Origin of the sequence: Salipaludibacillus daqingensis, assembly GCF_029891575.1 — a bacterium.
GTDB lineage: Bacteria > Bacillota > Bacilli > Bacillales > Salisediminibacteriaceae > Salipaludibacillus > Salipaludibacillus daqingensis.
In genome coordinates this window covers 40,613-64,844 of sequence record NZ_JARZHF010000004.1, presented here as the reverse complement: position 1 = coordinate 64,844, position 24,232 = coordinate 40,613, and the positions used below count along the sequence as shown (strand labels likewise).

The 24,232-nt window shown below is 37.3% G+C and carries 23 protein-coding genes and 1 other annotated feature; of the genes, 18 read left to right on the top strand and 5 right to left on the bottom strand.

What is annotated here, in order from left to right:
• Window positions 1-1,290 (top strand): glutamate-1-semialdehyde 2,1-aminomutase, encoded by a 1,290-nt coding sequence (hemL, locus tag QDN89_RS09060; RefSeq protein WP_280769808.1) that lies wholly within the window; start codon window positions 1-3, stop codon window positions 1,288-1,290.
• 65 nt (window positions 1,291-1,355) lie between these two features.
• On the opposite strand, the gene QDN89_RS09055 is transcribed toward hemL, so the two are convergent.
• On the bottom strand, window positions 1,356-2,969 hold the full coding sequence (locus QDN89_RS09055) for a DUF4179 domain-containing protein (protein ID WP_280769807.1): 1,614 nt from the start codon (window positions 2,967-2,969) through the stop codon (window positions 1,356-1,358).
• Window positions 2,970-2,984: 15 nt separating this feature from the next.
• Entirely contained in the window at window positions 2,985-3,455 is a 471-nt protein-coding gene (locus tag QDN89_RS09050) for a sigma factor-like helix-turn-helix DNA-binding protein (protein ID WP_280769806.1), read from the bottom strand.
• 380 nt (window positions 3,456-3,835) lie between these two features.
• Between QDN89_RS09050 and QDN89_RS09045 the strand changes: the two genes are divergently transcribed.
• From QDN89_RS09045 to ysxE, 5 genes are all read left to right on the top strand, one after another.
• Entirely contained in the window at window positions 3,836-4,291 is a 456-nt protein-coding gene (locus QDN89_RS09045) for an OsmC family protein (RefSeq protein WP_280769805.1), read from the top strand.
• 167 nt (window positions 4,292-4,458) lie between these two features.
• Window positions 4,459-4,911 carry an NUDIX hydrolase gene (locus tag QDN89_RS09040; protein WP_280769804.1) on the top strand — a complete coding sequence of 151 codons (453 nt, stop codon included), beginning with the start codon at window positions 4,459-4,461 and terminating at the stop codon, window positions 4,909-4,911.
• A gap of 251 nt (window positions 4,912-5,162) precedes the next feature.
• Entirely contained in the window at window positions 5,163-6,638 is a 1,476-nt protein-coding gene (locus tag QDN89_RS09035) for a LysM peptidoglycan-binding domain-containing protein (RefSeq protein ID WP_280769803.1), read from the top strand.
• Window positions 6,639-6,653: 15 nt separating this feature from the next.
• The gene (locus QDN89_RS09030) at window positions 6,654-7,544 is read left to right on the top strand and encodes a hypothetical protein (protein WP_280769802.1); all 891 of its coding nucleotides are present in this window, start codon (window positions 6,654-6,656) and stop codon (window positions 7,542-7,544) included.
• Window positions 7,541-8,551 (top strand): spore coat protein YsxE, encoded by a 1,011-nt coding sequence (gene ysxE / locus QDN89_RS09025; RefSeq protein WP_280769801.1) that lies wholly within the window; start codon window positions 7,541-7,543, stop codon window positions 8,549-8,551. The genes QDN89_RS09030 and ysxE overlap by 4 nt, the downstream gene beginning before the upstream one ends.
• 52 nt (window positions 8,552-8,603) lie before the next feature.
• Here ysxE and QDN89_RS09020 read toward each other — a convergent pair whose 3' ends face one another.
• Window positions 8,604-8,825: a hypothetical protein gene (locus QDN89_RS09020; protein ID WP_280769800.1), complete on the bottom strand. Its 222-nt coding sequence runs from the start codon at window positions 8,823-8,825 to the stop codon at window positions 8,604-8,606.
• A gap of 91 nt (window positions 8,826-8,916) precedes the next feature.
• On the opposite strand from QDN89_RS09020, the gene QDN89_RS09015 reads away from it, so the two are divergent.
• The 8 genes from QDN89_RS09015 to QDN89_RS08980 all read left to right on the top strand — a co-directional run bounded on the left by QDN89_RS09015 (window position 8,917) and on the right by QDN89_RS08980 (window position 16,941).
• Entirely contained in the window at window positions 8,917-9,069 is a 153-nt protein-coding gene (locus QDN89_RS09015; RefSeq protein WP_280769799.1) for a hypothetical protein, read from the top strand.
• Between the two features lie 123 nt (window positions 9,070-9,192).
• Window positions 9,193-9,467: a binding site (T-box leader), on the top strand.
• Between the two features lie 58 nt (window positions 9,468-9,525).
• Window positions 9,526-12,171, top strand: coding sequence for a valine--tRNA ligase (locus QDN89_RS09010; protein WP_280769798.1), 2,646 nt, complete (start codon window positions 9,526-9,528; stop codon window positions 12,169-12,171).
• A gap of 63 nt (window positions 12,172-12,234) precedes the next feature.
• Window positions 12,235-13,065 carry an aminotransferase class IV gene (locus QDN89_RS09005; RefSeq protein WP_280769797.1) on the top strand — a complete coding sequence of 277 codons (831 nt, stop codon included), beginning with the start codon at window positions 12,235-12,237 and terminating at the stop codon, window positions 13,063-13,065.
• 360 nt (window positions 13,066-13,425) lie between these two features.
• Entirely contained in the window at window positions 13,426-13,788 is a 363-nt protein-coding gene (locus QDN89_RS09000; RefSeq protein ID WP_280769796.1) for a lmo0954 family membrane protein, read from the top strand.
• A gap of 21 nt (window positions 13,789-13,809) precedes the next feature.
• Window positions 13,810-14,463: a PspA/IM30 family protein gene (locus tag QDN89_RS08995; protein WP_280769795.1), complete on the top strand. Its 654-nt coding sequence runs from the start codon at window positions 13,810-13,812 to the stop codon at window positions 14,461-14,463.
• 72 nt (window positions 14,464-14,535) lie between these two features.
• Complete coding sequence (gene liaF / locus QDN89_RS08990; protein WP_280769794.1) at window positions 14,536-15,273, top strand: cell wall-active antibiotics response protein LiaF; 738 nt, start codon at window positions 14,536-14,538, stop codon at window positions 15,271-15,273.
• Complete coding sequence (locus QDN89_RS08985) at window positions 15,270-16,319, top strand: sensor histidine kinase (protein ID WP_280769793.1); 1,050 nt, start codon at window positions 15,270-15,272, stop codon at window positions 16,317-16,319. Before liaF ends, QDN89_RS08985 begins: the two co-directional genes overlap by 4 nt.
• Window positions 16,312-16,941 carry a response regulator transcription factor gene (locus tag QDN89_RS08980; RefSeq protein ID WP_280769792.1) on the top strand — a complete coding sequence of 210 codons (630 nt, stop codon included), beginning with the start codon at window positions 16,312-16,314 and terminating at the stop codon, window positions 16,939-16,941. Before QDN89_RS08985 ends, QDN89_RS08980 begins: the two co-directional genes overlap by 8 nt.
• Window positions 16,942-17,011: 70 nt before the next feature.
• On the opposite strand, the gene QDN89_RS08975 is transcribed toward QDN89_RS08980, so the two are convergent.
• Window positions 17,012-17,863 carry an ATP-grasp domain-containing protein gene (locus tag QDN89_RS08975; RefSeq protein ID WP_280769791.1) on the bottom strand — a complete coding sequence of 284 codons (852 nt, stop codon included), beginning with the start codon at window positions 17,861-17,863 and terminating at the stop codon, window positions 17,012-17,014.
• Window positions 17,860-18,783, bottom strand: coding sequence for an ATP-grasp domain-containing protein (locus tag QDN89_RS08970; protein WP_280769790.1), 924 nt, complete (start codon window positions 18,781-18,783; stop codon window positions 17,860-17,862). Before QDN89_RS08970 ends, QDN89_RS08975 begins: the two co-directional genes overlap by 4 nt.
• Before the next feature lie 121 nt (window positions 18,784-18,904).
• On the opposite strand from QDN89_RS08970, the gene QDN89_RS08965 reads away from it, so the two are divergent.
• The 4 genes from QDN89_RS08965 (at window position 18,905) to QDN89_RS08950 (ending at window position 24,179) form a co-directional block, all read left to right on the top strand.
• Window positions 18,905-20,194: a bifunctional folylpolyglutamate synthase/dihydrofolate synthase gene (locus QDN89_RS08965; RefSeq protein WP_280769789.1), complete on the top strand. Its 1,290-nt coding sequence runs from the start codon at window positions 18,905-18,907 to the stop codon at window positions 20,192-20,194.
• 281 nt (window positions 20,195-20,475) lie between these two features.
• Window positions 20,476-22,173, top strand: a complete 1,698-nt coding sequence (locus QDN89_RS08960) for a sensor domain-containing diguanylate cyclase (RefSeq protein WP_280769788.1) — start codon at window positions 20,476-20,478, stop codon at window positions 22,171-22,173.
• Between the two features lie 178 nt (window positions 22,174-22,351).
• Entirely contained in the window at window positions 22,352-22,612 is a 261-nt protein-coding gene (locus QDN89_RS08955; RefSeq protein WP_280769787.1) for a hypothetical protein, read from the top strand.
• A gap of 28 nt (window positions 22,613-22,640) precedes the next feature.
• On the top strand, window positions 22,641-24,179 hold the full coding sequence (locus tag QDN89_RS08950; protein WP_280769786.1) for a VanW family protein: 1,539 nt from the start codon (window positions 22,641-22,643) through the stop codon (window positions 24,177-24,179).
• Window positions 24,180-24,232 lie beyond the last annotated feature (53 nt).

Below are 24,232 nucleotides of genomic sequence, written 5' to 3'. Positions count from 1 at the left end.
ATGATGAAATGGGAACAATCAAGTCAAGCATTTAACGAAGCAAAACCACTCATGCCAGGAGGAGTGAATAGTCCGGTTCGAGCATTCAAGTCTGTTGATATGGATCCTGTGTATATGGATCACGGCAAAGGTTCACACATTTGGGATGTAGATGGGAATGAATACATTGATTATGTTCTTTCATGGGGACCTTTGGTTCACGGCCATGCAGATGACCAAGTTATTGATGCGTTGAAAGCAACAGCTGAAAAAGGAACAAGTTTTGGCGCTCCTCATAAGCTTGAAACGAAGCTTGCTGAATTAGTTATTGACCGCGTGCCATCTATTGAAGTAGTGCGCATGGTGAATTCAGGTACAGAAGCGACTATGAGTGCATTACGACTTGCGCGAGGATATACGGGTAGAGATAAAATTTTGAAATTTCAAGGCTGTTACCACGGCCATGGTGATTCCTTATTGATCAAAGCAGGATCTGGAGTTGCAACACTTGGACTCCCTGATAGTCCAGGAGTTCCAGCATCAGTTGCTAGCAATACGTTAACCGTCCCTTATAACGATCTTGAAAGTTTGCAAGTAGCTTTTGATAATTTTGGTGATGAGATTGCTGCAGTTATATTAGAGCCCGTAGCTGGAAACATGGGGGTTGTTCGACCTGAAGAAGGTTTTCTTGAAGGTGTTCGATCCATTACCGAAGATCATGGTTCATTAATGATTTTCGATGAAGTGATGACAGGTTTCCGTGTTGGTTATCATTGTGCTCAAGGAGAATTAGGTGTTACGCCAGATTTAACGTGTCTTGGAAAAGTAATAGGTGGAGGATTACCAGTTGGAGCTTTCGGTGGGAAACGAGAAATTATGGAACGTATCGCACCGGCAGGAAATATTTATCAAGCAGGGACACTTTCCGGTAATCCGTTAGCGATGTCTGCAGGGTATGAAACGATTAGCCAACTAACTCCAGAGAGTTACAAGCATTTTGACCGTATCGGTGATCGCCTTGCTGAAGGGTTAGCAGCAGCAGCGAAAAAGCATGATATTCCTCATTATGTGACGAGAGCAGGATCGATGGTTGGCTTTTTCTTAACGAACGAGAAAGTTGTTAACTTTGAAACGGCTTCTAGTTCAGATCTTAATATGTTCAAACAGTATTTCCGACTAATGCTTGAAAACGGTGTGTCTTTACCGCCTTCTCAGTTTGAAGGAATGTTCTTATCAACGAAACATACAGAAGAAGATATTGACCGCACGATTGAAGCAGCAGAGAAAGCATTTGCTACTATTAGAGGTTAAGTCAAAAATGAAACGAGAAAGGCTCCGCATTTATGCGGAGCCTTTTCGTTATTAAGAGCGTCTTTTCAATCATCTCGTTCATGAGAAATTTCTTCTATTCGTTCGATTGCAATTTGATAATCTAAGGGAATTGTCTCATTGTATCCATCAATAATAAGCTGAGAGTCCTCAATTTTTTCACCATCGTTTGCTTCCAAAAGCATTTCATATTTCGTTGTGAAAAACCTTGGATTATCTATCATGTTCATATGATATTCGTGTATAAATTCATGCTCATTCCCATGTTCATCCATGATAACCGTTTCTTGATGGTGAGAAGTCTCAATATTTCGGTACTCAATAAGTGTAGAAAAATGGATTGATTCATGAGTTCTTTCAGGATAGTACTTATCTTCTATAATAACTGTCATACTTTCATCCTCTATCGAAAGTTCTTCAATCGTAAATGATAAATCTAAATAGTCGACCTCGTAAGGATAGCTTTGATCAACATCCAAATCAATTTCCGTTCTTTTGTTCGCGCTTCGAGAAGCAAAATCAAATTGGAAAGAGAGGTCATTAAGATTTTCGAAATATACGGATTCAAATGCGATCCTTTCGAAAGAGTCTTGGAACTGAGCATGGAGGTAACCGTATCTGCTATTTGGATTCGGATAATCAAAACGTTTATCATCGATGTAGAGAGCAGTAGGGGCTAGTCCATGATAGTGCATAGAATCACTTGTTTTAATCATATTTTGTCGAAACGCTAACACCGTTTTCGTTGGACCGACGGATAACTTTCGGAAAGTAAAATCATTTCCTTCTATTTCTTCCGTTTGATCAAATAAATCATATTCTTTAATCGGAGATTTTGCTACAGGAATTTTAAAGGACCAATTCCCTGCGGTTTGTTCAAAACTATATCCTTGAGAGGGATCGACCTCGTTTAACTCATTATCATCAGGAAGTTCTATGAGTGAATCAAACATTAGCTCTAATTCGGCTTGTGAATCTTCGATAGGCATAAATTCAATTCTTCCCTTTTGTATGTATTCTTCATCACTAGGTAAATAATCGTGAGATTGACTAACATATTGTTGTTGATTTCCAGATAGGGAGTCAGGCCATACGTCTTCTCCATTTGTAACATTTATATGATATATATTTTGAAACGTATATAACTGTTCTTTTGATAAATCTTCAATTTCATAATATAAGTGGGTAGCTAACTCATCTGCAATAACCTTTGTAAAAGATATCCGAATATCATTGTCTTCTTCTACGAGGTGAAGTTCCTCACCATAGCCTTCAGCAATCGCTCTTTCTACATGATCATAACTCATAGGGGTAATGTCTACGAACCAATAGTAAAAGCCTGGAGACGTAAACAGAGCGATAATAAACGATGATATGACAGCTAAGCTAGATATTCCAAGCGTGTGCTTGAGACTTAACGTTTGTTTTACTAATTGTTTTTCTTTTGGTATTTGTGTTTCGACTCGAGAAATAATATTATCCGAAACTTCAACGAGCTTTGATTCGCTCCGAAAATCATTGACTGTATTTGATAGTTCATCCAATTCTTCTTGGCAAGTAGTGCACTGATTTAAATGCATTGTCACTTGATGATACTCTTTCTTTATTAACTCTTTATCGAGATAATCAAGCAAGTAGTTTCTACATTGTTCACAATTCATTGTTGTCACCTCACATTAATAACAAGTGTTTATGTATTTCAATCCTTTGTAGATGTTTGATTTAACCTTGAATTCAGAAACGTCTAAAATGTTTGCAATATGTTGGAAAGAATAATTGCCATATTCACGAAGAACGATCATTTTTCTTGTTGTTGAATCAAGAACGGTTAACAACTCTTTCATTTTTAGATTTGAATCACTTTTTCGATCCACTGTTTGATCTTTTTCAGAAATCTCGAGATAAATGTTGATAAGCCAGCGTTCAAAATGTGACGAATCGGCTAGTTGATCGACATTTTCACAAGCATGGAGTGTCGTTTTTAAAAATACTAGTTCTATTTCGTCATCATTATTGAAGTAAGCCCAACCGATTTTATAAAAGGTTGTAGTATTCTTTTTTAACCATTCAAGTAGCGGAAGAACATTGTTACTTCTCAAAGCTCGAATAATATAAGATACGTTGTTTTTTCTTCCAAGTTGAATCACAAAAATCCTCCAATCTATGAAACTAGCGTTTCCAGAAATTATACAATAGTTGATAAGACTTTAACAGATATTCAAGAAATTGAGTAATAAATGAATGAAACACAAAGAATCTTCATTTTTTCAATGTGTATACGGAATGTTTTTTTAGTGAAAAGTAAATTTGTATTTGATTAATGTTTGAAGGAAGAAAATCATATGACTAAAACGACATTCTAGCATCCGCTCATTTGCAAAAAGAAATAATGTTTATTGCTGAGGCAAAAGAATTATTTGTGCAAAAGTAACATAATGCTCAATATTTCACAATAAATACACAGATTATTTGTTGAAAGAAGTCTAAAATGAAAGTATGAAGACATCAATTTGAGGAGGAGTATTTTATGCCAAAAGCCACATTTCAAGCCTCAGCCCACTTACAGGAAGGGACAAAGGTGATTGCAAAATCAAGAAATTTTGAGTTGACAATTGATGAACCAGAAAGTTTAGGTGGAACAGATACAGGAATGAACCCTGTTGAGGTTCTTCTTGCTGCACTAGGTGCATGTCAGTCGATTGTTGCACGAGTATATGCAAAAAAGTTCGATGTACAGCTTGAAGAGTTTTGGGTAGAACTAGAAGGTGATCTTGATACGGATGGGTTTATGAATGTGTCCGATGTTAGACCAGGGTACTCTGATATTCGTTACAATATTCATATTGTTACCGATGCTTCCAGGGAAAAAGTGGACGAATTCATTAAATTTGTTGAAAGCAAATGTCCAGTTGGTGATACGATAGGTGACCACGTAAACGTTAAATTAAACAATGTCATTTTAACCCCACCTGTAAATAAATAAAGTATATTTTTAAAAACCACGAAAGAGATTTCGTGGTTTTTTTCAGTTAATTCCTTAAGATAACCAAAAAGGTATCAAAACATATTAAAATAGAAGAAGAGTAAAAATTTTAGGCGCTGTAAAGGGTTCTTATAGAAATGAATCAGTGCCAAAAGGAGAGTTTAGAAGTGAGTTATTACCAAAAATTAAGAAAAAAGGTAGGAAATGAAACGCTAATTCTTCCTGGGGCAGCGGCGATCATTTATGAAAAGGATAATGTATTATTGCAAAAAAGAAATGACGGAGACTGGGGGTTACCGGGTGGGTTAATGGAAGTTGGTGAAAGTTTTGAAGAAACAGTGATGAGAGAAGTCAAGGAGGAAACAGGCTTAACTCTGGAAACGGATCATTTACATAAATTTGATGTTTTCTCAGGAGAAAAGTATTATGTTGTTGCACCAAACGGTGATCCATATTATGCCGTAACTGTATTGTATTATACAGACCGATTTTCTGGGGAATTAACGATAGATTTAGATGAAACGTTAGATTTAAAATTCTTTCACATGGATTATTTACCAGAAAAAATTCGTTCTTCGCATGCATATTTCATAAAGCTATTTACCGACCGAACTCGTTAGTCTAGCTATGAGCAAGACGGGTATCCATGGGAAATAATCGTATAAAACTAAAAATATTACAGTAAATACTCCATATCCTTCATGTGCAATGACACTTCTCTTTGGATAAAAAATCTAATCATAGGCATAATCAAGCTGTTTTTCTCATAGAACTGTATCGTATGAGTCTATGTATGTAAAACTGTAGGACAGCGAGAAATTGCCCCTGAAAACGGGTTGAATTTAGATCGTCCAGAAGAGGAGGAATAACATTGGCACAAGAAGGATTTTCGTCATTATCTTTTTCTATGAAAGAATCCATCTTACTTGATCGAGGAAAAAGAGTGGATGAGCTAATGTCATTATCATTAGAACCAGATATTACCATTGATGAATCGGATGGGGAAGTTTGTCTTAGGGGAATGCTTCATCTCCATGGTGAGTATCGTCCAACAGAGCAGGAAGAGGAACAAGAGGACGAAAACAGTGGAGAATCATTATCTAGCCGCGCATTTTTCAAGTCCGTTGAAGAAGTATCGTTATCTGAAGAAGGGATCGGTGAAATCAGTCATCAATTTCCGATCGATGTCACTATTCCTAAAGAAAGAATTGATCGGTTAGAAGACATTGATGTGATTGTTCAGGACTTTGATTACAACTTTCCAGATAAGAATTGTTTGGAGATCATTGCTGAACTTGCCATCCATGGTGTACGTTCCGAAGAATCGAGTGTTAATCAGGAACAAGCAGACGGCTATGAATTTGAGGGGGAGAGGTCTTTCTCATTTGAACAGCGTAGGAATGACATATCGGAGCTGGATTCAGAAACATTTGATACCCAGACAGAAACACCACCGTTTGACCCAAATCAAGAGTTCTCGGAAGACCAGTTTGACGATGAGCAAGAAGAATCATTTATACCTGAAGTGGAAGAGGAAACGTATAAAGAAGATGTGAAACGTCAACCTCAGGTCGTTTTTAAAGCGAGTAAATCAGAAGATGGCCCGAAGTGGGAGAATGAAGATCTTTCTAATGTTTCTAATGATGATAGCGGAGGTTCATATAGTGATCGATACGTTGAAAATAGTCAAGAAGTATATGGGGAAATAGAAGAAGAGGGAAGTACTACAGATGATTCAAATACGGAAACAAACGTTGTGCATCAAGGAGAGAGTACGGAAACTAGCTTACGAGAAAGCGTTGACTCCATACCTTCTGAAGCTGCAGAACCGCTTAAAAGAGTTGGTCTAGATATAGAAAGCGAAAATTTAGAGGAGCTTGAATCCGAACGTGAGAAACAGAATGATGTACCTGTTACTTCTGACTCTGAAGCGAGCTATAGACTAGATCAAAAGGAAGAAACAAAAACAGAGGAAGCTAAATCTAACGAAACTTTGAAAAAGTTAGCTAATCGAGTTCCTGAAGAAGAGCAGGAGGCAGAGAGAGCCGAAGTAGTCGAAGAAGAGCTTGATACAGACTTAGATGATAAACAAGTAGAAGAGAAAACGGAATCTGAAAGTGAAAATGCCCTTTATTTAACGAAAATGCTTGCAAATAATGAAGAAGAAGAAGCCTATTCTAAGCTTCGGATGTGTATTGTGCAAGATGGAGAGTCCCTCGATGTGATAGCTAATCGTTACAAACTGGAAGTGACTCAAATAAAAAGGATGAATAGGTTGAAGGATGAGCAAGTCTCTGAAGGACAGATCCTATATATTCCTGTGCGGAAATCGTCCTCATCCGATTAAGGGGAGGGGTATGGCATGATCCAGCTCTATCACATTGAAAATAATTACCCATTTCAGGAAATATCATGGCACGAAAAAAACAAAGTTATACAAACCGATAAAGGGAAAAAAGCAGTCGCATTATGGAAGGATGAGAATGATCTAAACTGGCACATCCACTGGAGGGAAAAGCTTTCAAAAGAGGCAGGAGTGCTTACTGATCGGGTTATTCGAACAAACAATGGGGAGCAAGCTTTAGCTACCGATATTGGCTGGATCACAGTCCACGATGTGATAGAATCTTTATTTCCGGTTTCAGATCATCCTTTCGAAATGGGACGATTCTTAGGAACTTATGCCAATATTGATATGGAATGTCATCGACCTTCTGAAGACGAGACAGTCGGGAGAATGAATGCTGTTCCTGCTTCCTTACCCTTATCAAGACCAATCGTTCAAAAGATGGAAAAGGAAGCGATCCGTCGTGAAAGAAAAGCGCAGCAAATATTGAAAGGTTGCCCTGTTAATGTTAATAAAGTTGCTAAAGTAGGATCATTAAACCAAGCTAGAAGTGTTCAAGGTCAATTATTTTGGCAAAATAACGAAAGAGAGATAGATAGTTCCGTCGATATGCTCTGTTCTTGTTTAAGGGAGTGGGTTTCAGAATACGGTGAAAGTAAACTAGATACGTTATTAGATGGTTTAAATGAGACGTATTCTTTTGAAAATGATAAAGGAAAGTTGATACTAGCCTATTTTGTTTATCCAAATGAATTTATATCATTTGGTGAATGGTACCATGAAAACAGAAGTGCCGAAGAAGTTGATATAAAATTAGATGAACTCTGTCGACAATGGGATATTTCAAAAAAGATTGTTGAACACATTGCGGATCGTGTAATTGATATAAAGGAGCAGGTTTCATGAACGATATAACGAGACAACAATCGATTGGAGCGATTCTATTTCAATATGATCTTTATCCAAATCATATTGAAACACATGGAAAAGTGTTCAAAGTTGAAACGAATCACGGAACGTTTGCTCTTAAGCGAACGAAGATGACTAGAGGGGAAGCCGATTGGTTTATTTATGTGCTTCGAAAATTGGACCGCGATGGATTTCCGTTTGTCGTTCCAGTTTTACAGACGAAGTACGGAGATTATGTGGTAAGTGATGGGGAGTATACGCATTATCTCATGCCTTGGTATGAAGATCGTCAACAGGTAAATTCCCAACTTCAACCTGAAGAAACAATGGTTGAAGAATTGGCAAAATTACATGGCTTAACAGAAAAAACACAGAACGGAGATAGGGATTCGTTAGATGATTCTTATCAAAATTTGAAAAACAGGTGGGATCGAAGAAAACTAGAAATTGAAAAGTATGTAGATACAATCGAGCAACATACTTATTACTCTCCCTTTGAATTAACATTATTAACTCATTTTGAACGAACGTCGTTTATGGCTCAACAAGCTGAAAGGCATTTACAGAAATGGTTGGAAAAATCAAAAGAAAAAAAGAAAATCCGTCGTGTTTTATGTCACGGAAAACCTATAAGAAATCATACCCGGTTTGATGAAAATGGTACGGCTTATTTTCTTAATTTTGAAAAGGCTGTGCTTGATACGCCTGCCAGAGATTTAGCATTACTATTCCGACATTTTTTCCAAGTTCGGCCTTGGGATGAATTGGAAGGACAGCACTGGCTTACTATTTACGAGAAGAACTTTGCATTTTTTGATGAAGAAAAGCATTTATTTATCAGCTATTTAGCTTTTCCTGAAAATATTTATCAAATGATAGATCATTATACCGACCCTCAACGAACAAAGTCAGAGATTCATATGGTGATGCAGTTAGAGAGAAGAGTTTTAACAATGAATCGTATTCAGCGGTTAATGAATGCTCTATTCCCTAATCATCCATAAGAGTTAGAAAACGGTTCACAAAAGGTGATCCGTTTTTTATTGACTATCTTCTTCATGACTTCCAATAAAGCACGTAAAGTACCACAAAAAAAGTAAGCAAAATGACATCGAATGTCGTTGGAATAAGCAGTGTACGAATTAATTGAAAAATAATTAAAGGAAGCAACAACTGATAGAAAATATCAATCATTTTTCGCATTCGCCAATGAATATTTGCTTTAGGAAATCTATTTCTCATCGAACGGCGAAAAGTATGGCGTGGAAATTTCTTCATTTGTCTACGCCCCTTTCAGAAGAGTTATAGTAATTTATGCGCCTCATTAGTGAAAAGTGTATAAGAATACGACAAAGGTGCACATCTAAACATGAAAATAGAAAAAACAAGCCACGACTCATTAGTAGAAAACTACGCAAATGAAATACCAGTCCTAAGTAAGGGGAAATTAGTGAATCATTGTATGATTTCTGGAAAAGTTGGAGAAACTTCTGAACAAAAGCAGATGAAGCGAGGTAACTGACTATTGATTCTCGTTAAAAGAAAAGGTAAACTATGAAGTAATATGAACGATAGTAGCTATTTTTATCGTGCGATGTTAGGTTTTAACAGAAATTCTAAGTTAAATAAAGTCTTTATGAGGATATAAATGATGTTGAAAGGGAGGAGTACATCTCGAACCCACTAGAGAGGAAAACCAGTGATGATCACTTGCTGAAAGGTTTTCTTGGATGTAAAGATGGAAGGTCGCCCTGGAGTCGTGATCATGAACAAGTGTGGATGGTTCATACATTAGTGATCACCGGATCAGCCCCGTTAACGCTTTGAGTGTGCAGTTCAATAAGATTCTTTTTAGGTGTTTTAAAGATGAGCTGTAAACAAAGGTGGTACCGCGAGGATTCAGCTCCCTTCGTCCTTTGACGAGAGGGAGCTTTTTGTATGCTCAAAATCAGGAAATGGTATGAAGGAGGAGTTTCAAATGTCAGAAGAACAGCAAGTGTCAATGCCCCCGAAGTATGATCCACAAGCTACAGAAGCAAAGTGGTATCCTTATTGGGTCAATGGGAAATTTTTTGAAGCATCAGGAGATCCAAACAAAGAACCTTATACGATTGTGATTCCACCGCCGAACGTGACAGGGAAACTTCATTTAGGTCACGCATGGGATACAACACTTCAAGATATTCTTGTAAGAGTAAAACGTATGCAAGGGTATGATGCATTATGGCTACCCGGTATGGACCATGCTGGAATTGCTACACAGGCAAAAGTGGAAGGAAAACTGAAGGAACAAGGAACGTCTCGATATGATTTAGGTAGAGAAAAGTTTTTAGAAAAGTCATGGGAATGGAAAGAAGAATATGCAGAATTTATCCGTGAGCAGTGGGCAAAAATGGGACTTTCATTGGATTATTCTCGCGAAAGATTTACATTGGATGAAGGGTTATCTGATGCTGTTCGTGAAGTGTTCGTTCGATTGTACGAGGAAGGTTTAATTTACCGCGGAGAATATATTATTAACTGGGATCCTGAAACAAAAACAGCGTTATCTGATATTGAAGTAATCTACAAAGATGTGCAAGGCGGCTTCTATCATATGAAGTACCCATTAGCAGATGGTTCAGGTCATATTGAAGTGGCGACAACGAGACCGGAGACGATGTTAGGGGATACAGCGGTAGCGGTACATCCGGATGATGAGCGCTATAAGCACCTTGTTGGCCAAAAAGTAACGTTACCAATTATCGGCCGTGAATTTGAAATTGTCGCAGATGATTATGTAGATATGGAATTTGGTTCTGGGGCAGTGAAGATTACTCCAGCACATGACCCTAATGACTTTGAAATTGGAAATAGGCATGACCTAGAACGAGTTCTTGTGATGGATGAAGGCGGAAAAATGAATGAGAACGCCGGTAAATATCAGGGAATGGATCGGTTTGAATGTCGTAAACAAATTGTAAAAGATCTCCAAGAAGAAGGCGTACTGTTTAAGATAGAAGAACATCCTCACAGCGTTGGACATTCCGAGCGCAGCGGTGCCGTTGTAGAACCGTATTTATCTACGCAGTGGTTCGTGAAAATGGGACCTCTTGCAGAACAAGCAATTGAACTGCAAAAAGGGGATGGGAAAGTAAACTTTGTACCTGATCGTTTCGAAAAAACTTATATGCATTGGATAGAAAACATTCGTGACTGGTGTATTTCCAGACAACTTTGGTGGGGACATCGTATCCCAGCTTGGTTCCATAAACAAACAGGAGAAATTTACGTTGGTAGAACAGCACCTGAGGATATAGATAACTGGGAACAAGATGAAGATGTATTAGATACGTGGTTTAGTTCCGCATTATGGCCTTTTTCTACGATGGGATGGCCGAACGAAGAAGCAGATGATTTCAAGCGTTATTACTCAACCGATGCTCTAGTAACAGGCTATGACATTATTTATTTCTGGGTTGCTCGGATGATTTTTCAAGGACAACATTTCACGGGTAAACGACCGTTCAAAGATGTATTAATTCACGGCCTTGTTCGAGATGGAGAAGGACGTAAAATGAGTAAATCATTAGGCAACGGTGTCGACCCTATGGATGTGATTGATAAGTATGGTGCTGATGCCCTTCGATTCTTCTTGAGTACAGGTAGTTCACCAGGAAATGATCTTCGTTTCTATTGGGAAAAGGTTGAAGCAAACTGGAACTTCGGAAATAAAATATGGAATGCATCTCGTTTTGCACTAATGAACATGGATGGACTCAAAGTGGAAGAGATAGATGTAACAGGGAAAAAGTCCATTGCTGATGAGTGGATTTTAACTCGTTTGCAAGACACGATTGAACACGTGACGAAATTTATTGATGTCTATGAATTTGGTGAAGTGGGACGATCATTATATAACTTTATATGGGATGATTTCTGCGACTGGTACATTGAAATGGCGAAACTACCATTAAATGGAGAAGATGCAGAGGCAAAACATACGACTCGCTCGATTTTAGCTTATGTATTGGACGAAACGATGCGTTTGTTGCATCCGTTTATGCCTTTCATTACCGAAGAGGTTTGGCAACACCTTCCACATAAAGGTGAATCAATTACGGTTGCATCATGGCCTGTGAAAAAACAAGAATTAACGAATGACCAGTCTGTAAAAGATATGCAACTATTGCAAGAGATCATTCGTTCTGTTCGAAACACACGATCAGAATTAAACGTACCGATGAGCAAACAAATCACTCTTTACGTCAAAGCAAATTCAGTAGAAGTTCTAAATCAGTTAGAGCGTGGAAGAGCTTATTTAGAAAAATTCTGTAATCCAAGTGAATTAACAGTTGGTACCGATTTTGAAGCGCCTGAAAAATCAATGAGTCAAGTATTATCAGGAGTAGAACTCTATATGCCATTAGCTGGTTTATTAGATTTAGATGCTGAAGTGAAACGTCTTGAAGGAGAATTAAAAAGGTTAGATGGGGAAGTGACTCGCGTTCAGAAAAAGCTTTCCAATGAAGGTTTTGTCAAAAAAGCCCCTGAAAAAGTAATCGCAGAAGAACGAGCAAAAGAAAAAGATTATCTCGAGCAACAAGAAAAAGTGAAAGCACGTATTAAAGAATTAAAGCAGTAGAGTTTGGAGCAGAGGAGGGTGCAGAACTCCTCTGTTTTAAGACGAATTCAAGAGGTGAGAATAATGGCTGAAATCGCTTATTATCAAGATACATTTGTTGATTTAGATGCGAAGGTTGTGCCGATTCAAGAGCGAGCTCATCAGTTTGGTGATGGGATCTATGAAGTTATTCGTGTCTATGACGGACGTCCTTTTATGCTTGACGAACATTTACAACGGTTAGAAATGAGTGCAGATGCGATAGAACTTGACCTTCCTTATACGACGGAAGAAATCAAAGATATTTGTTTGGATGGTTTAGAAAAATCTGAACTTCTTGAAGCAGAAATTTATTTACAAATAAGTCGAGGGATTCATGCCCGTCAACATTTTTATCCAGATTCCCCTTGCGCAGTCTTTGCTATGACTGTCAAACAAGCGAAGATTATTCCAGAGGAAAAGAGACAGAATGGCGTGAATGTGATGACGTTGGAAGATGAACGTTGGAAAAACTGCTATATTAAGTCACTTAATTTATTGCCTAACGTCATGGCAAAACAAAAAGCAAAAAGGAATCGCTGTGAAGAGGCTATTTTTGTAGAAGAAGGCAAAGTGAAAGAAGGTTCATCTAGTAATTTATTTGCGGTTAAAAACGGGACCCTTTATACTTATCCAGCTTTAAAAGGCATTCTACATGGCATTACGAGAAGGGTTGTTCTTGACTTGGCTAAAAAGCTACCTATGTCTGTGGAAGAGGCACCATTCACACTAGATTTTTTAAAAAATGCAGATGAAGTGTTTATCACGAGCACGAGCATGGATATCATGCCAGTTCGTCAAGTCGATGACACAGTTTTAGAGTCCGAAAGGCCGTATACAGCGAAATTAATAGAGCAATTTCACAAACTTATGTAATAGTTAATCCCCCTCCGCTGAGGGGGATTTTTAGTTGTGAGATATGTTTGCATCGATGTCTCGTCGGTCAATGGTTTTGTGCGAAAATTGTCAAATCGTGACATAATGCACTTTCTTTTCGTTATAATGCACTTTCTATCATCTATAATGCACTTTCACTTCTTTATAATGCACTTCCCCGAATCTATAATGCACATTCTCAATTCTATAATGCACTTTTCTCTTCGCTACCTTGGAATCTCTAATATACCTATAACGAAATACGCCTCCAGGCTTAGACAAGATAACTCTTAGGATCGTTATGTAACGACAATTTTCCCGATAAACTAAAGATAAGAAATATGAGAGGAGGAAATAACGATGAAAACATTTTTATTGTTTCTACTAGCGATTGTTGCATTGTTTATCTTTTTAGCGAATTTAGGTCCCCTTATTTTATTAGCAGTAGGCGTATTTTTGCTATACGTGATTTTTAAACAGTTTTCAAAAGCGGAATCAACAGGTGCAAAGGTGATGTGGGTGATCCTCGGACTAATCGTTTTGAGTATGACCGTATCGAATGTTTTTGCCATTGTAGGGCTATTAGCACTATACATCCTATATCTCTTGTTTAAAAAAGAGAAAAGCGATGATTCAGGTTATAATACATCACGTTCATCAGCTAATGAGTCTAGTGATCCATTTACAAACTTCGAGCGGCAGTGGGCAGACTTAAATAAATAAAATTATAAAGGAGAGAGTGACATGGCAAACTTATTTACAAGAATGATTGAAAGTATTGAAAGTGATTTACACAATCTCATGGATAAAAAAGACGAAAAGAACCCCATTCAAGCATTAAATCTGTACTTGCGTCAAAGTGAGAAGGAAGCAGAAAAAGTACGGAAGTTAGTAGAGCGTCAGCATAAGCTAAAAGAAGAATTTACTCGAGAGAGATTGCTTGCTGATGAGATGGCAGAGAAAAGGAAACGTCAGGTAGAGATCGCAAAACAAGCAGGGGAAACAGAACTAGCAAACTATGCAGAAAAAGAGTATCAAGAATATATTCAACGAGCGGAACGTCTAACTTATAGCCAAGTAGAAGCAATGAGACAGTTGGAATCGTTAGAGAAAAAATATGAAGAGATGAACCACAAATTGAAAGATATGCGATTGAAGCGAATGGAATTAATGGGACGAGAAAACGTAGCGAGAGCGCGTCATCAAATGAGCCTATTAACAGACGAATCAATTGAAAAGCCAATTTCTCGGTTTGAGGAGATGGAACGCTACATTGAAGAATTAGAGTACAAAGTAAACAGCGACTATTATCATCATACGTTAGATAGCAAAATAGCTATGTTAGAAAAAGATGCAAGAGAAGAAAAGCCATCCGACAACAGCGAAAAAATGATATGATAGATAGGGTGCTTTAGAGCACCCTTACATTTATTAACTCGGAGTAATCGACATATAAAGGAGGCTATCGTGATGTTTAAAAGAATTCCAACACGCACTTTTAATTTGATTTTAATGATCACGATGGTGATCCTTTTGTTTGAATTAATGTTTTCTGGCGGGGGCATTATTTTCACGGCTTTATTTTTAGGTTTTCTAATGTATTTAGGTTGGAAAAACTACGAATCGGTTGTTGGGAAAGTATTGTTTTGGGTCGGTGCGGTTAGCCTTGCATTAAATGTATTGAGCATGGTCGCCGTCCGATTTTTATTTATTGCTCTTATAGTTTTATTTTTTCTTCAATACAGACGCTCACGAAAAGAGCCGGATTACATCAAACCACGATTTACAGAGTCAGGTTTAAATACAAACGAACAAGTAGAAACATTAACGGAGATAAAGCCACTATTTCAACATCGCTTTTTCGGTGACTTAGAAACAGAAGATGTGCCCTATCAATGGCGAGACGTGAACATACACGGGGCTTTCGGTGATCGAGTCATAGATTTAAGTAACACAGTTATTCCAGAAGAAGCGGTTATTTCGATCCGGCATTTTATAGGAAATATTATCATATATGTTCCATATGAAGTGGAAGTATCGGTTCACCACAGCTCCGTGTTTGGACGACTATCGATTTTTCAACAACATGAAATGAAGCTCATGAATCAGTCTGTCGTATACCGTACAGAAAACTTTCAACAAGGAAAACCAAGAGTGAAAATCGTCACCTCTATTTTTTCCGGAGACATAGAGGTGAAAAGAATATGAGTACAATCGTTCGACAAATGGTCCTGGCCGTATTGTTCTTTTTTCTATTTGCCTTTTTTCTTCTTTGGTTGACATTTTCTACTTTTCCACTAGATAATTGGTCTCTTTTACGGCAACAAACGATTTATGACGTATCATATATTTATTTCGTATTTGCTTTAATTGGATCGGCTGGACTATTGTTTGGTATGTTTCACGGTTCCTATTGGCGTAAAAAACTAAAAGTGCTTAGCAAACAACTAGACGATTTGTTGAAAGGTCAAAAGCGATCCGCACATTTAGATGAATCTGTTACAGAGCTAACACAAATTCAACTTCAGCTGAACGACATCGAGGAAAAAATGTCGAAACAGACGGAATTATCACAGAAGCTAGCTACGGAACGAGCAACGGAAAGAGAAACTAGTTTACAAGAAGTTGTTGTTCAAGAGCGTAATCGTCTTGCTCGTGAATTGCATGATTCCGTTAGTCAACAGTTATTTGCAGCATCTATGATGATGGCAACGATTAATGAAATGAATCCACCAGATGATCCAACGATGAAGAAGCAGCTTTTTATGGTTGAAAAGATGATTGACCAGTCACAGTTGGAAATGAGAGCGTTATTACTACACCTTAGACCAGTCGCATTAAAAGGAAAATCTCTTACAGAAGGAATAAATGAACTTCTTGCCGAATTAAAGCAAAAAGTCCCGTTAACGATCGAAACAAAAATGGAAGATTTACAGCTTGATAAAGGAGTTGAAGATCACCTTTTTCGTATTCTACAAGAATCAATTTCGAATACACTTCGTCATGCAAAAGCCACGCAACTTCAAGTGATCTTAATAGAGCGCGATCAGAATGTCATCATGCGGATTTTGGATGATGGAGAAGGATTTGACGTGCAAGAAGTTCAAAGTCACGGTTCATACGGGCTAACGAATATGCATGAACGAGCTGTGGAAGTAGGTGGAACGCTTAAAGTAGTGAGCGTAAAAGGGGAAGGGACTCAACTAGAAGTGAAAGTACCTGATATAAGGAAAGGGGGAGAACAACGTGATTAGTGTGTTATTTGCAGATGATCATGAAATGGTTCGAATTGGTGTTTCTGCCTATTTATCTGCTCAACCAGATATTGATGTGATCGCAGAAGCAGATGACGGAACAGATGCTGTAGACTTAGCTCTTGAACTAAAGCCAGATATCATCTTGATGGATTTGGTTATGAAAAGAATGGATGGCATTGAAGCGACACGCCGAATCGTAGAAAAATGGCCAGAGGCGAAAGTGATCATCGTGACGAGTTTTTTAGATGATGAGAAAGTGTATCCAGCTTTAGAGGCAGGGGCAACAAGCTACATGTTGAAAACATCCAAAGCAAGTGAAATAGCAAAAGCAATTCGAGCTACATATAATGGGCAATCGATTCTAGAGCCAGAAGTAACAGGGAAGATCATGTCGAAGATGCGAAGTGGTAAAACTCCCGCATTACATGAACAATTAACAGAACGAGAAATAGAAGTGCTACGTTTGATGACAGAAGGAAAAACTAACCAAGAAATTGCTTCAGAGCTTTTCATTGCGTTAAAAACGGTGAAAGTACATGTTAGCAATATATTAAGTAAGCTAGAAGTTCATGATCGTACTCAAGCGGTAATTTATGCATTTAATGAAAAGCTATATTAGAGAAGTGAAAAATCTCTCCTGCTTAGTTTGAGCAAGGAGAGATTAATTTTTTCTTTTTGAATTATATTTCTTATAGAGACATCTCTTTACCGATGTAATCAATAAAAAGCTCAGCAATATTAATGGAACTGTTCATGTATAAACTTCGACAACCAACAGCATCTTCCATTTCATTGAATAGAAGAGAACCGTCTTCTGCAATGAGAAAATCAAGTCCTACAAAGTCCATTTGCATTGCGTTTGTTATTTTTTTAATCGTTGTAACTTCTTTTTCCCCGAGTTCGTAGAAGCTAGAATTTCCTCCAGCAGAGAGATTAGCTCTAAAATCAGTTGCTGACTCGCGGAGGACAGCACCGACGATTTTATTACCAATAATATAAATTCGTAAATCTTTGCCTTTTTGACCTCCAACTGGTTGGTGCAAAAGTTCTTCTGGAAGAGTAGCAGCAATATTTTTGATATCTTTGGACGGGTCAATTAATTCAATGCCCGTTCCACCTCGTCCAAGAGGGTCTTTTAAAATAAACGGAGAATGAAAAACCATACTAGATGAAACAAACTGGTTGCGATGAACAGCCGTACTTTGTAACATAGGAATGTCCATATTTGATAAGACGGCATGCGCTAGTCTTTTATCATTGGCAACTCGAGATACATACGCCCGGTTAAAGCAGCGTATCCCTCTTAACTCTGCAACTTCATTCAGCCATGGAGATACAGATCGATTGATGATAAAATCAGGAGCATCACGGAAGGGGAATGCCGGTTCGTGAGAAGATACACCAAAATAGATATGTTCGTATGGGACGACTTCTAATGTGATGTTTTTAGAAATTGCTGATTTTTTTAACATGTCAATAAATGATTGGTTACGAATGATGTCCGTTTTACGGTAAACTAACCATCCGGATAGTGAAGTCATACGCCCCTCCTGTCTGGAATATGGGAAACCTTTTTAATGATAAAATCGATCATAGGTACAGCGACATCAATACCTGTACATTCATAAATACTTCGAATGTGAGGGTTCGAGTTCACTTCACAAACAATCGGACCTTCTTTTCCGACTAATAAGTCAACCCCTGCAAAATCAGCTCCGACGGCTTTTGTAGCCATCATTGCAATTCGCTTTTCTTCAGCGGAAGGGTGGTATATCTCTGTCGTACCACCCGCTGTAACGTTGGCACGAAAATCTGTGGCTGAAGTTCGCTTCATGGCAGCGACGACTTCACCGCCAATGACGTTTAAACGAAGGTCGACGCCAATACTTGTCATGACAGGTCGTTGATATAAGTGGTCGACACCTACTAATTTTTTAGCTGTATCAAGTAATTCTTCTTTTGTATTCACCCAATATACTTGTTGTCCAAACGAACCATAAGCTTCCTTTATAATGAGAGGGAGTCCAAGTTCACTTATGATAGCATTAATGTATTGCTCGTTTTTAAGCGGCATGCCAGAGTATATCATTGGAGCAAGCATCGTTTTAGGCGTTGGGATGTTGTGATCGAAAAGGTGTTCATGCATCAGTGATTTGTTATCACAAATGGCAATCGCATCTGGCGCATTGAATATAGGAACGCCTCGTCTATTTAACTGACGGGCTAAATGTAGATCTTTATCAGCAAAATGAATAAAATCAGGAAGTTGGGCTGGTCCTTTTTCAACCACGTCAAAAATAGGAGTTGTAGGATCATTAGTCACAATGAGCTGATCATTTGTTTTTACTTCCATAGCGATGCCATGTTGCTCTGCAACTTCTCTAAACCATTGTACGTAATCGGTAAATTTCGTTGTCATTAAATGACCATTGTATATAATCCAGCCAGTATGATTAGTCAAGGTTTTACGTCCTTTCAAAGGGAAAATAGCTCTAATAAAGCATAATATTCGCATAGATTCTACTTGAATCATGTCACGTTTCCTGTTGAAAATCAACAGAAATCAGTAAAGGAGAATAGTTATGATTACAAATGAACGACAAGCAAGAAACTTTATTCAGTCCAAGCGTGATGCTGGAATTGTTTATTCGTTAGATAGAATAGAAGCGTTAATGGAAGCTCTTGATCATCCTGAGGAAAAAATAAAGGCAATTCATGTTGCAGGAACAAATGGGAAGGGTTCGACGTGTGCATTTATATCATCTATCTATAGAGAAGCAGGGTATGAGGTTGGTGCATTTAATACGCCCGTTTTTGGAGCAGAAAAAGACCAGATTACAAGGAATGAAAACCCGATAGTAACTGAAGATTTTGTTATGGTTTGCCAAAAGGTAGAACCATTAGTTAAAGGGGTTGAAAAAAGAAGAGATGAAAAGATTAGTGAGTTCGAGTGCATGGTTGCAATTACTTATTATTATTTTGCATATGTTCGTCCTGTTGATGTTGTTTTAATAGAAGCAGGAATGGGTGGGAGATTGGATGCAACAAATATACTTCCTTTTCCGATAGCAACTGCCGTTTCAAATGTTGGATTGGATCACCAACAATTTCTCGGAGAAACATTACGAGAAATAGCAAAAGAAAAAGCGGGAGTCATCAAAAAAGGGGTGCCTCATTTCACCGCTTGTAAAGGGGAAGCATTGGAAATAATGAAGCAAACGGCAAAAGAAAATGAGACTACAGTATTTTCTGTATTCGATGAAATAAAGATTGAGACGATGCAATTTTCCGACAATCAAATTTTTACATATAAAAAAGCGGATGAAGAAGCTACATCTTATACAATGCAGTTAGTAGGTGATCACCAGACTATTAACGCTTCTTTAGCTCTTGCTATTGTTGAAGGGATAATAGATATTTTACCTGTCTCTGAAGGTCACAAAGTTCATGGGTTACGCCAAGCATTTGTTCCAGGTCGGTGGGAACGAATCGCTAATAACCCAACAATCATTCTTGATACGGCACACAACGTAGAGGCGATAGACACAGTGTGCAAACTAATCGAGAACACGTATGTGAATTCTGATGTGACACTATTATTTGCGGCAATGAAAGACAAACCTATTCAAAAAATGGTCGAGAAACTCTCATCTGTAGATGCTTCTCTTTATCTTGCTAGTTTTTCTTCACCGAGAGCGATGACAATTCGTGATTATGAAGAAATGTTACCTAAAAATGAGCTGAACAAAAAATGGGTGAAAGATGTACCAAAATGGATTCAAAGTTGGCGAGAACTAGCAAATCAAAATAATGTATTAATTATTACTGGTTCCCATTATTTCATAGGAGAATGTCGTTCATATTTAATATAATGGTAAAATGGTGATCATTAAGAATGTTGAAATAGATTATAAAGAACTGGTTCATTGGTCATTACACCGTTTCGAAAATAATATGTCAATTGATGCATCAGACTTAACAGAATAATTAAATTATGGTACTATAAATGAGCCATCAGTTGGAAAATTCCGAATAATAGACCAATAGTTGGATGTAGGCTATTCTTTAATCATACATATTTGTTTTCTGACATAGATAGCGACTTTCTCAATGTGAGTCGAATGAACTAAGAATAATTAAAGGATGTGAGGAATTGTCTGATGGACAAAAACAGCTGACCTGGGTTCTGTGGATTGTGACATTTCCACCTATTCTTTATTTTATTTTTGAACGTACATATTTGATTTGGGAAACGTCATGGCCAACGATCATTTCATTTATGATTTTAATTGTTGTTGCGTCGTTATTTCCTATTCAAATCAAACAAACGTCATTGATTCCATTACACGGTATTTCTCTTGCAATTTTTTTGCATTTTGGTTTATTAATAGAAGCTGTATTGAGTCAAGTAGCGATTGCAGCAACACTCTCAAGCTTAAAGCTATCAAAACAGGAGAGTTATCGGTTCCCATTAAACTCACTTATTTTCCTTTTAACTTCGTTTGGCGCTGGAGCAATGTTTTTTGTATTTGGTGGACAAGTTGGGGACGTCACTATTGATCGACTTTTTGACTTATGGCTACCAATATTAATCTATTTCTGTACATTTATCATATTAAATAGTGGTTTGATATATATATTAAGAGCGTTGGTTTTAAAAATAAGAAATATTAACTATTTTGATGAGGCGTTAATGTGGCAACTTGTGATGGGAATCGTAGTATTACCACTTGGATTATCTCTAGCTGTTTTAGTCGAAGAAGTAGGGTATACATCTATTTTACTTGCCGGGATTCCAATCATTGCCGTTTCTCTCATCTTAAGACTTAATAATGATGCGAAAAAAACAACGGGGTTATTAAAACTAGCCAGTAAATTTGGTTATGAAGTGAACGACCGTTTAAATGTAGATGAGATAATAGAATTATTTGTTCATAAGTGTAAAGATGTTTTTCCAGCCCGTGGGTTTTATCTCTTTGAACGAACAGGAGAAGAGTCACTGAAACCTATCTATACTTTCGATGAATCCGGAGTGACCGATTGGAAGGTTTATCAGGGAGACGGTATTAGTAACTTTGTTCTCAAAAATAAGGAATCTGTAGTTTATCATTCACAAAAACAATGGAGACATCTTGATGTTGATAAAATTTATGATAATGTTCATTCCATTATTTCTGCTCCATACATTCGAAATAACAAAGTTATGGCTGTCGTAACAATCACTTCTGAACGAAAATATGCGTTTGAAAAAAGTCACCAAATATTATTGGAAATCATGACAAACTATTTAACAGTTGCTTTACAAAATGCGAGGTACTTGGAAAAAACAAAAGAAAAAAGTGAGCGGTGTGCCTTAACGAACTTGTATAACTTTAAATATTTTGAGAATATATTATTGGAAGACTTTGATCCACCCACTCGTTATGATAAATTTGCGATCATTTTGCTTGATTTAGACCACTTTAAAAAAATTAATGATACATATGGTCATCAAAGTGGAAATGACGTCCTTATTCAAGTAGCCGCTGTTTTAAATGATAATGTAGGATCTACAGGAGTAACTGCTCGTTACGGTGGAGAGGAATTTGTAGTGTTACTCAGAGAAACCACAATGAGCGAAGCATATGAAATGGCAGAAAAATTAAGATATGCTATTGAAAAACAAGAGTTTGTTGTTAATAATGATTTGAATAATGGAGAAAAGAAAATAGTTCAAATTACGGCGAGTATCGGTGTTGCGATGAAATTAGAAGAAGATGAATCACCTATATCTGTATTGAGAAATGCTGATCGAGCCATGTACACCGGAGCAAAGCAAAAAGGAAGAAACAAGGTAGCACAGTTGATTTAATATTTATTATTCTTATGGACTATTTTTTCGCAAAGCAACACGGAATTCATCCTCCGTGTTGCTTTTTAGGAATGATATTTTATTATGTTTAGATTATTTATTGCTTCCTACTTCTTACAATGGTTTAATGAAAGTAAGAATATTTTTCTAATTAGTGGTAGAAAGGACCTGGTTGCTAATGACACAAATGATAATTGCGCTTATAGGAATGGTCATTCTTATTCCTATTTTATTAGTATTACCGTCCGTTTTTACTAAACTAGGAACGTTCATTCATATTATCATGTCGTCTTTTTACTTTATATTAGGGTTATTTTTATTGGAATTTATCCACTGGAGTATCGTAGGTGTCGTTATTTTCTTTCTTATTATGGTGACGGCTTTTCTCCTTTCTCAACGAGCAGATTCATTGAAATTAGAAACGGATGAACTCGCTTAATTATCCAGCTGAAAGAAGGAATACATATATGTATAAATGGCAATGGTTTGTATCTTCTTTAATAATTATGGTAGGAAGCATCTTTTTCTTAACCTTGTTTACATATTCCGGTGAACTTGTTTATTCAACATGGTTTGAAGAAGAGCGGTTTGAATCAGAAACTGTCATATCTAATATGGATATTAGTGAATTGAATCAAGAAGAAGCGTCTCTACAATTAAAAGAAGAGGTGGATCAATGGAAAGCTAATCATACGTTAGAACTTCGTTGGTTTGATGAAAAGCAAGAATACTCTTTAGATAGTTTTAATTTCCTTGTAGATGAATCAATAGAAGAATTGATGATATCAGAGGAACAGAATGATAGTTTAGTTGTATTAGGTTCGGAACAACAATTATTAAACGTTCTAGAGAATTTTGAATATTATTCAGATGTACCCAATGTTGTTCATCTCGAAGGACTATTAAATGATATCGAAGAGGAATTATCGTCGTTGCCGAATAGTGATGTGGTGATTAATGTCCATGATTATGTTTTTGAAGATCAAGTAGATGTTGAAAAGACGCTAATGACGGCTTCTAGAGCAATAGATTCTTCCTTAGTTGAAGAGTGGATGCAAGATTTACCAACTATCACGCTAGAGGCAGATAGTCAATTTTCGTTCATGGAGTCAATGGAAAGTGCAGCAATCAGTCCATTGGATGATGAGTCTTTGTCTAAACTAGCTTCAGCAATTTATGAAGCTGTTCTTCCGAGTAACTTTCATCTCATAGAAAGAGTTCAAAATGACGCTCTTAGAGAAGAAATAAATGTAGGTTTTGACGTAAAAATGAATCCAGAACAGGATGATTTAGTATTTGAGAATCCTAACCCAATAGATTACAAACTTGAGTTTGAGTGGACAAATAATCAATTGTCTGTTGATTTCATTGGGGAAGAATTTCCTTATTTAATCAACGTTGATGTCGTTAATCAAGAAACGATTAGTCCTAGAACAATTGTTCAATATTCGAATGACCTTCGAGAAGGACAGACACAAACCGTCGATTCTGGAAAAAATGGATTGAGCTATGAGTTAATACGAACGATCGTTTATCCACTTACTGATGAAATGAGAACGGAACAAATAGCGAAAGATTACTATCCACCTGAACATCGAATGGAGAAAAGAAGCAAAGTAGATTTAATCGAAGAAGACGAAGATCCATTTGACCAAAGTGAGGACGAATTTTTCAACGAGTTTGATGATAATAATGAAGAAGGTGACCGTGGAGGTGCTCCCCCTCAAGATGGTGAATCATATAACGATGAGCAGCCTGCTTCGGATAGAGATAACTTTCCTGGAGGAAACTCTGGTTTAGAAGGAGATTTCTTTCAAGGTGGGGGTGATCAAGGAGATGGTAGTGCAGTTCCTGATGCTGATCAAAGAGGATCTCTAGGAAGCCCAGGATCGAATCAAGAGGAGTGGGAAAGTAATAGAGAAGATGACTTCACTCCAGGTGATGAGGAAGGTCGCGTTCCTGTTTTTCCAAAATACGATGAAGACGGACATTTGATTAAAAATTAATTCTAATTTTATTAAGGTGACCATCAGGGTCACCTTTTTTAGTCAAAAAAATA

Bases quoted from the DNA above. Each gene is read 5' to 3' on its own strand.
- hemL (WP_280769808.1), top strand. From the start codon at position 1: ATGATGAAATGGGAACAATCAAGTCAAGCATTTAACGAAGCAAAACCA.
- QDN89_RS09055 (WP_280769807.1), bottom strand. From the start codon at position 2,969: ATGAATTGTGAACAATGTAGAAACTACTTGCTTGATTATCTCGATAAA.
- QDN89_RS09045 (WP_280769805.1), top strand. From the start codon at position 3,836: ATGCCAAAAGCCACATTTCAAGCCTCAGCCCACTTACAGGAAGGGACA.
- QDN89_RS09030 (WP_280769802.1), top strand. From the start codon at position 6,654: ATGATCCAGCTCTATCACATTGAAAATAATTACCCATTTCAGGAAATA.
- ysxE (WP_280769801.1), top strand. From the start codon at position 7,541: ATGAACGATATAACGAGACAACAATCGATTGGAGCGATTCTATTTCAA.
- QDN89_RS09020 (WP_280769800.1), bottom strand. From the start codon at position 8,825: ATGAAGAAATTTCCACGCCATACTTTTCGCCGTTCGATGAGAAATAGA.
- QDN89_RS09015 (WP_280769799.1), top strand. From the start codon at position 8,917: ATGAAAATAGAAAAAACAAGCCACGACTCATTAGTAGAAAACTACGCA.
- QDN89_RS09010 (WP_280769798.1), top strand. From the start codon at position 9,526: ATGTCAGAAGAACAGCAAGTGTCAATGCCCCCGAAGTATGATCCACAA.
- QDN89_RS09005 (WP_280769797.1), top strand. From the start codon at position 12,235: ATGGCTGAAATCGCTTATTATCAAGATACATTTGTTGATTTAGATGCG.
- QDN89_RS09000 (WP_280769796.1), top strand. From the start codon at position 13,426: ATGAAAACATTTTTATTGTTTCTACTAGCGATTGTTGCATTGTTTATC.
- QDN89_RS08995 (WP_280769795.1), top strand. From the start codon at position 13,810: ATGGCAAACTTATTTACAAGAATGATTGAAAGTATTGAAAGTGATTTA.
- liaF (WP_280769794.1), top strand. From the start codon at position 14,536: ATGTTTAAAAGAATTCCAACACGCACTTTTAATTTGATTTTAATGATC.
- QDN89_RS08985 (WP_280769793.1), top strand. From the start codon at position 15,270: ATGAGTACAATCGTTCGACAAATGGTCCTGGCCGTATTGTTCTTTTTT.
- QDN89_RS08975 (WP_280769791.1), bottom strand. From the start codon at position 17,863: ATGACTTCACTATCCGGATGGTTAGTTTACCGTAAAACGGACATCATT.
- QDN89_RS08965 (WP_280769789.1), top strand. From the start codon at position 18,905: ATGATTACAAATGAACGACAAGCAAGAAACTTTATTCAGTCCAAGCGT.
- QDN89_RS08955 (WP_280769787.1), top strand. From the start codon at position 22,352: ATGACACAAATGATAATTGCGCTTATAGGAATGGTCATTCTTATTCCT.
- QDN89_RS08950 (WP_280769786.1), top strand. From the start codon at position 22,641: ATGTATAAATGGCAATGGTTTGTATCTTCTTTAATAATTATGGTAGGA.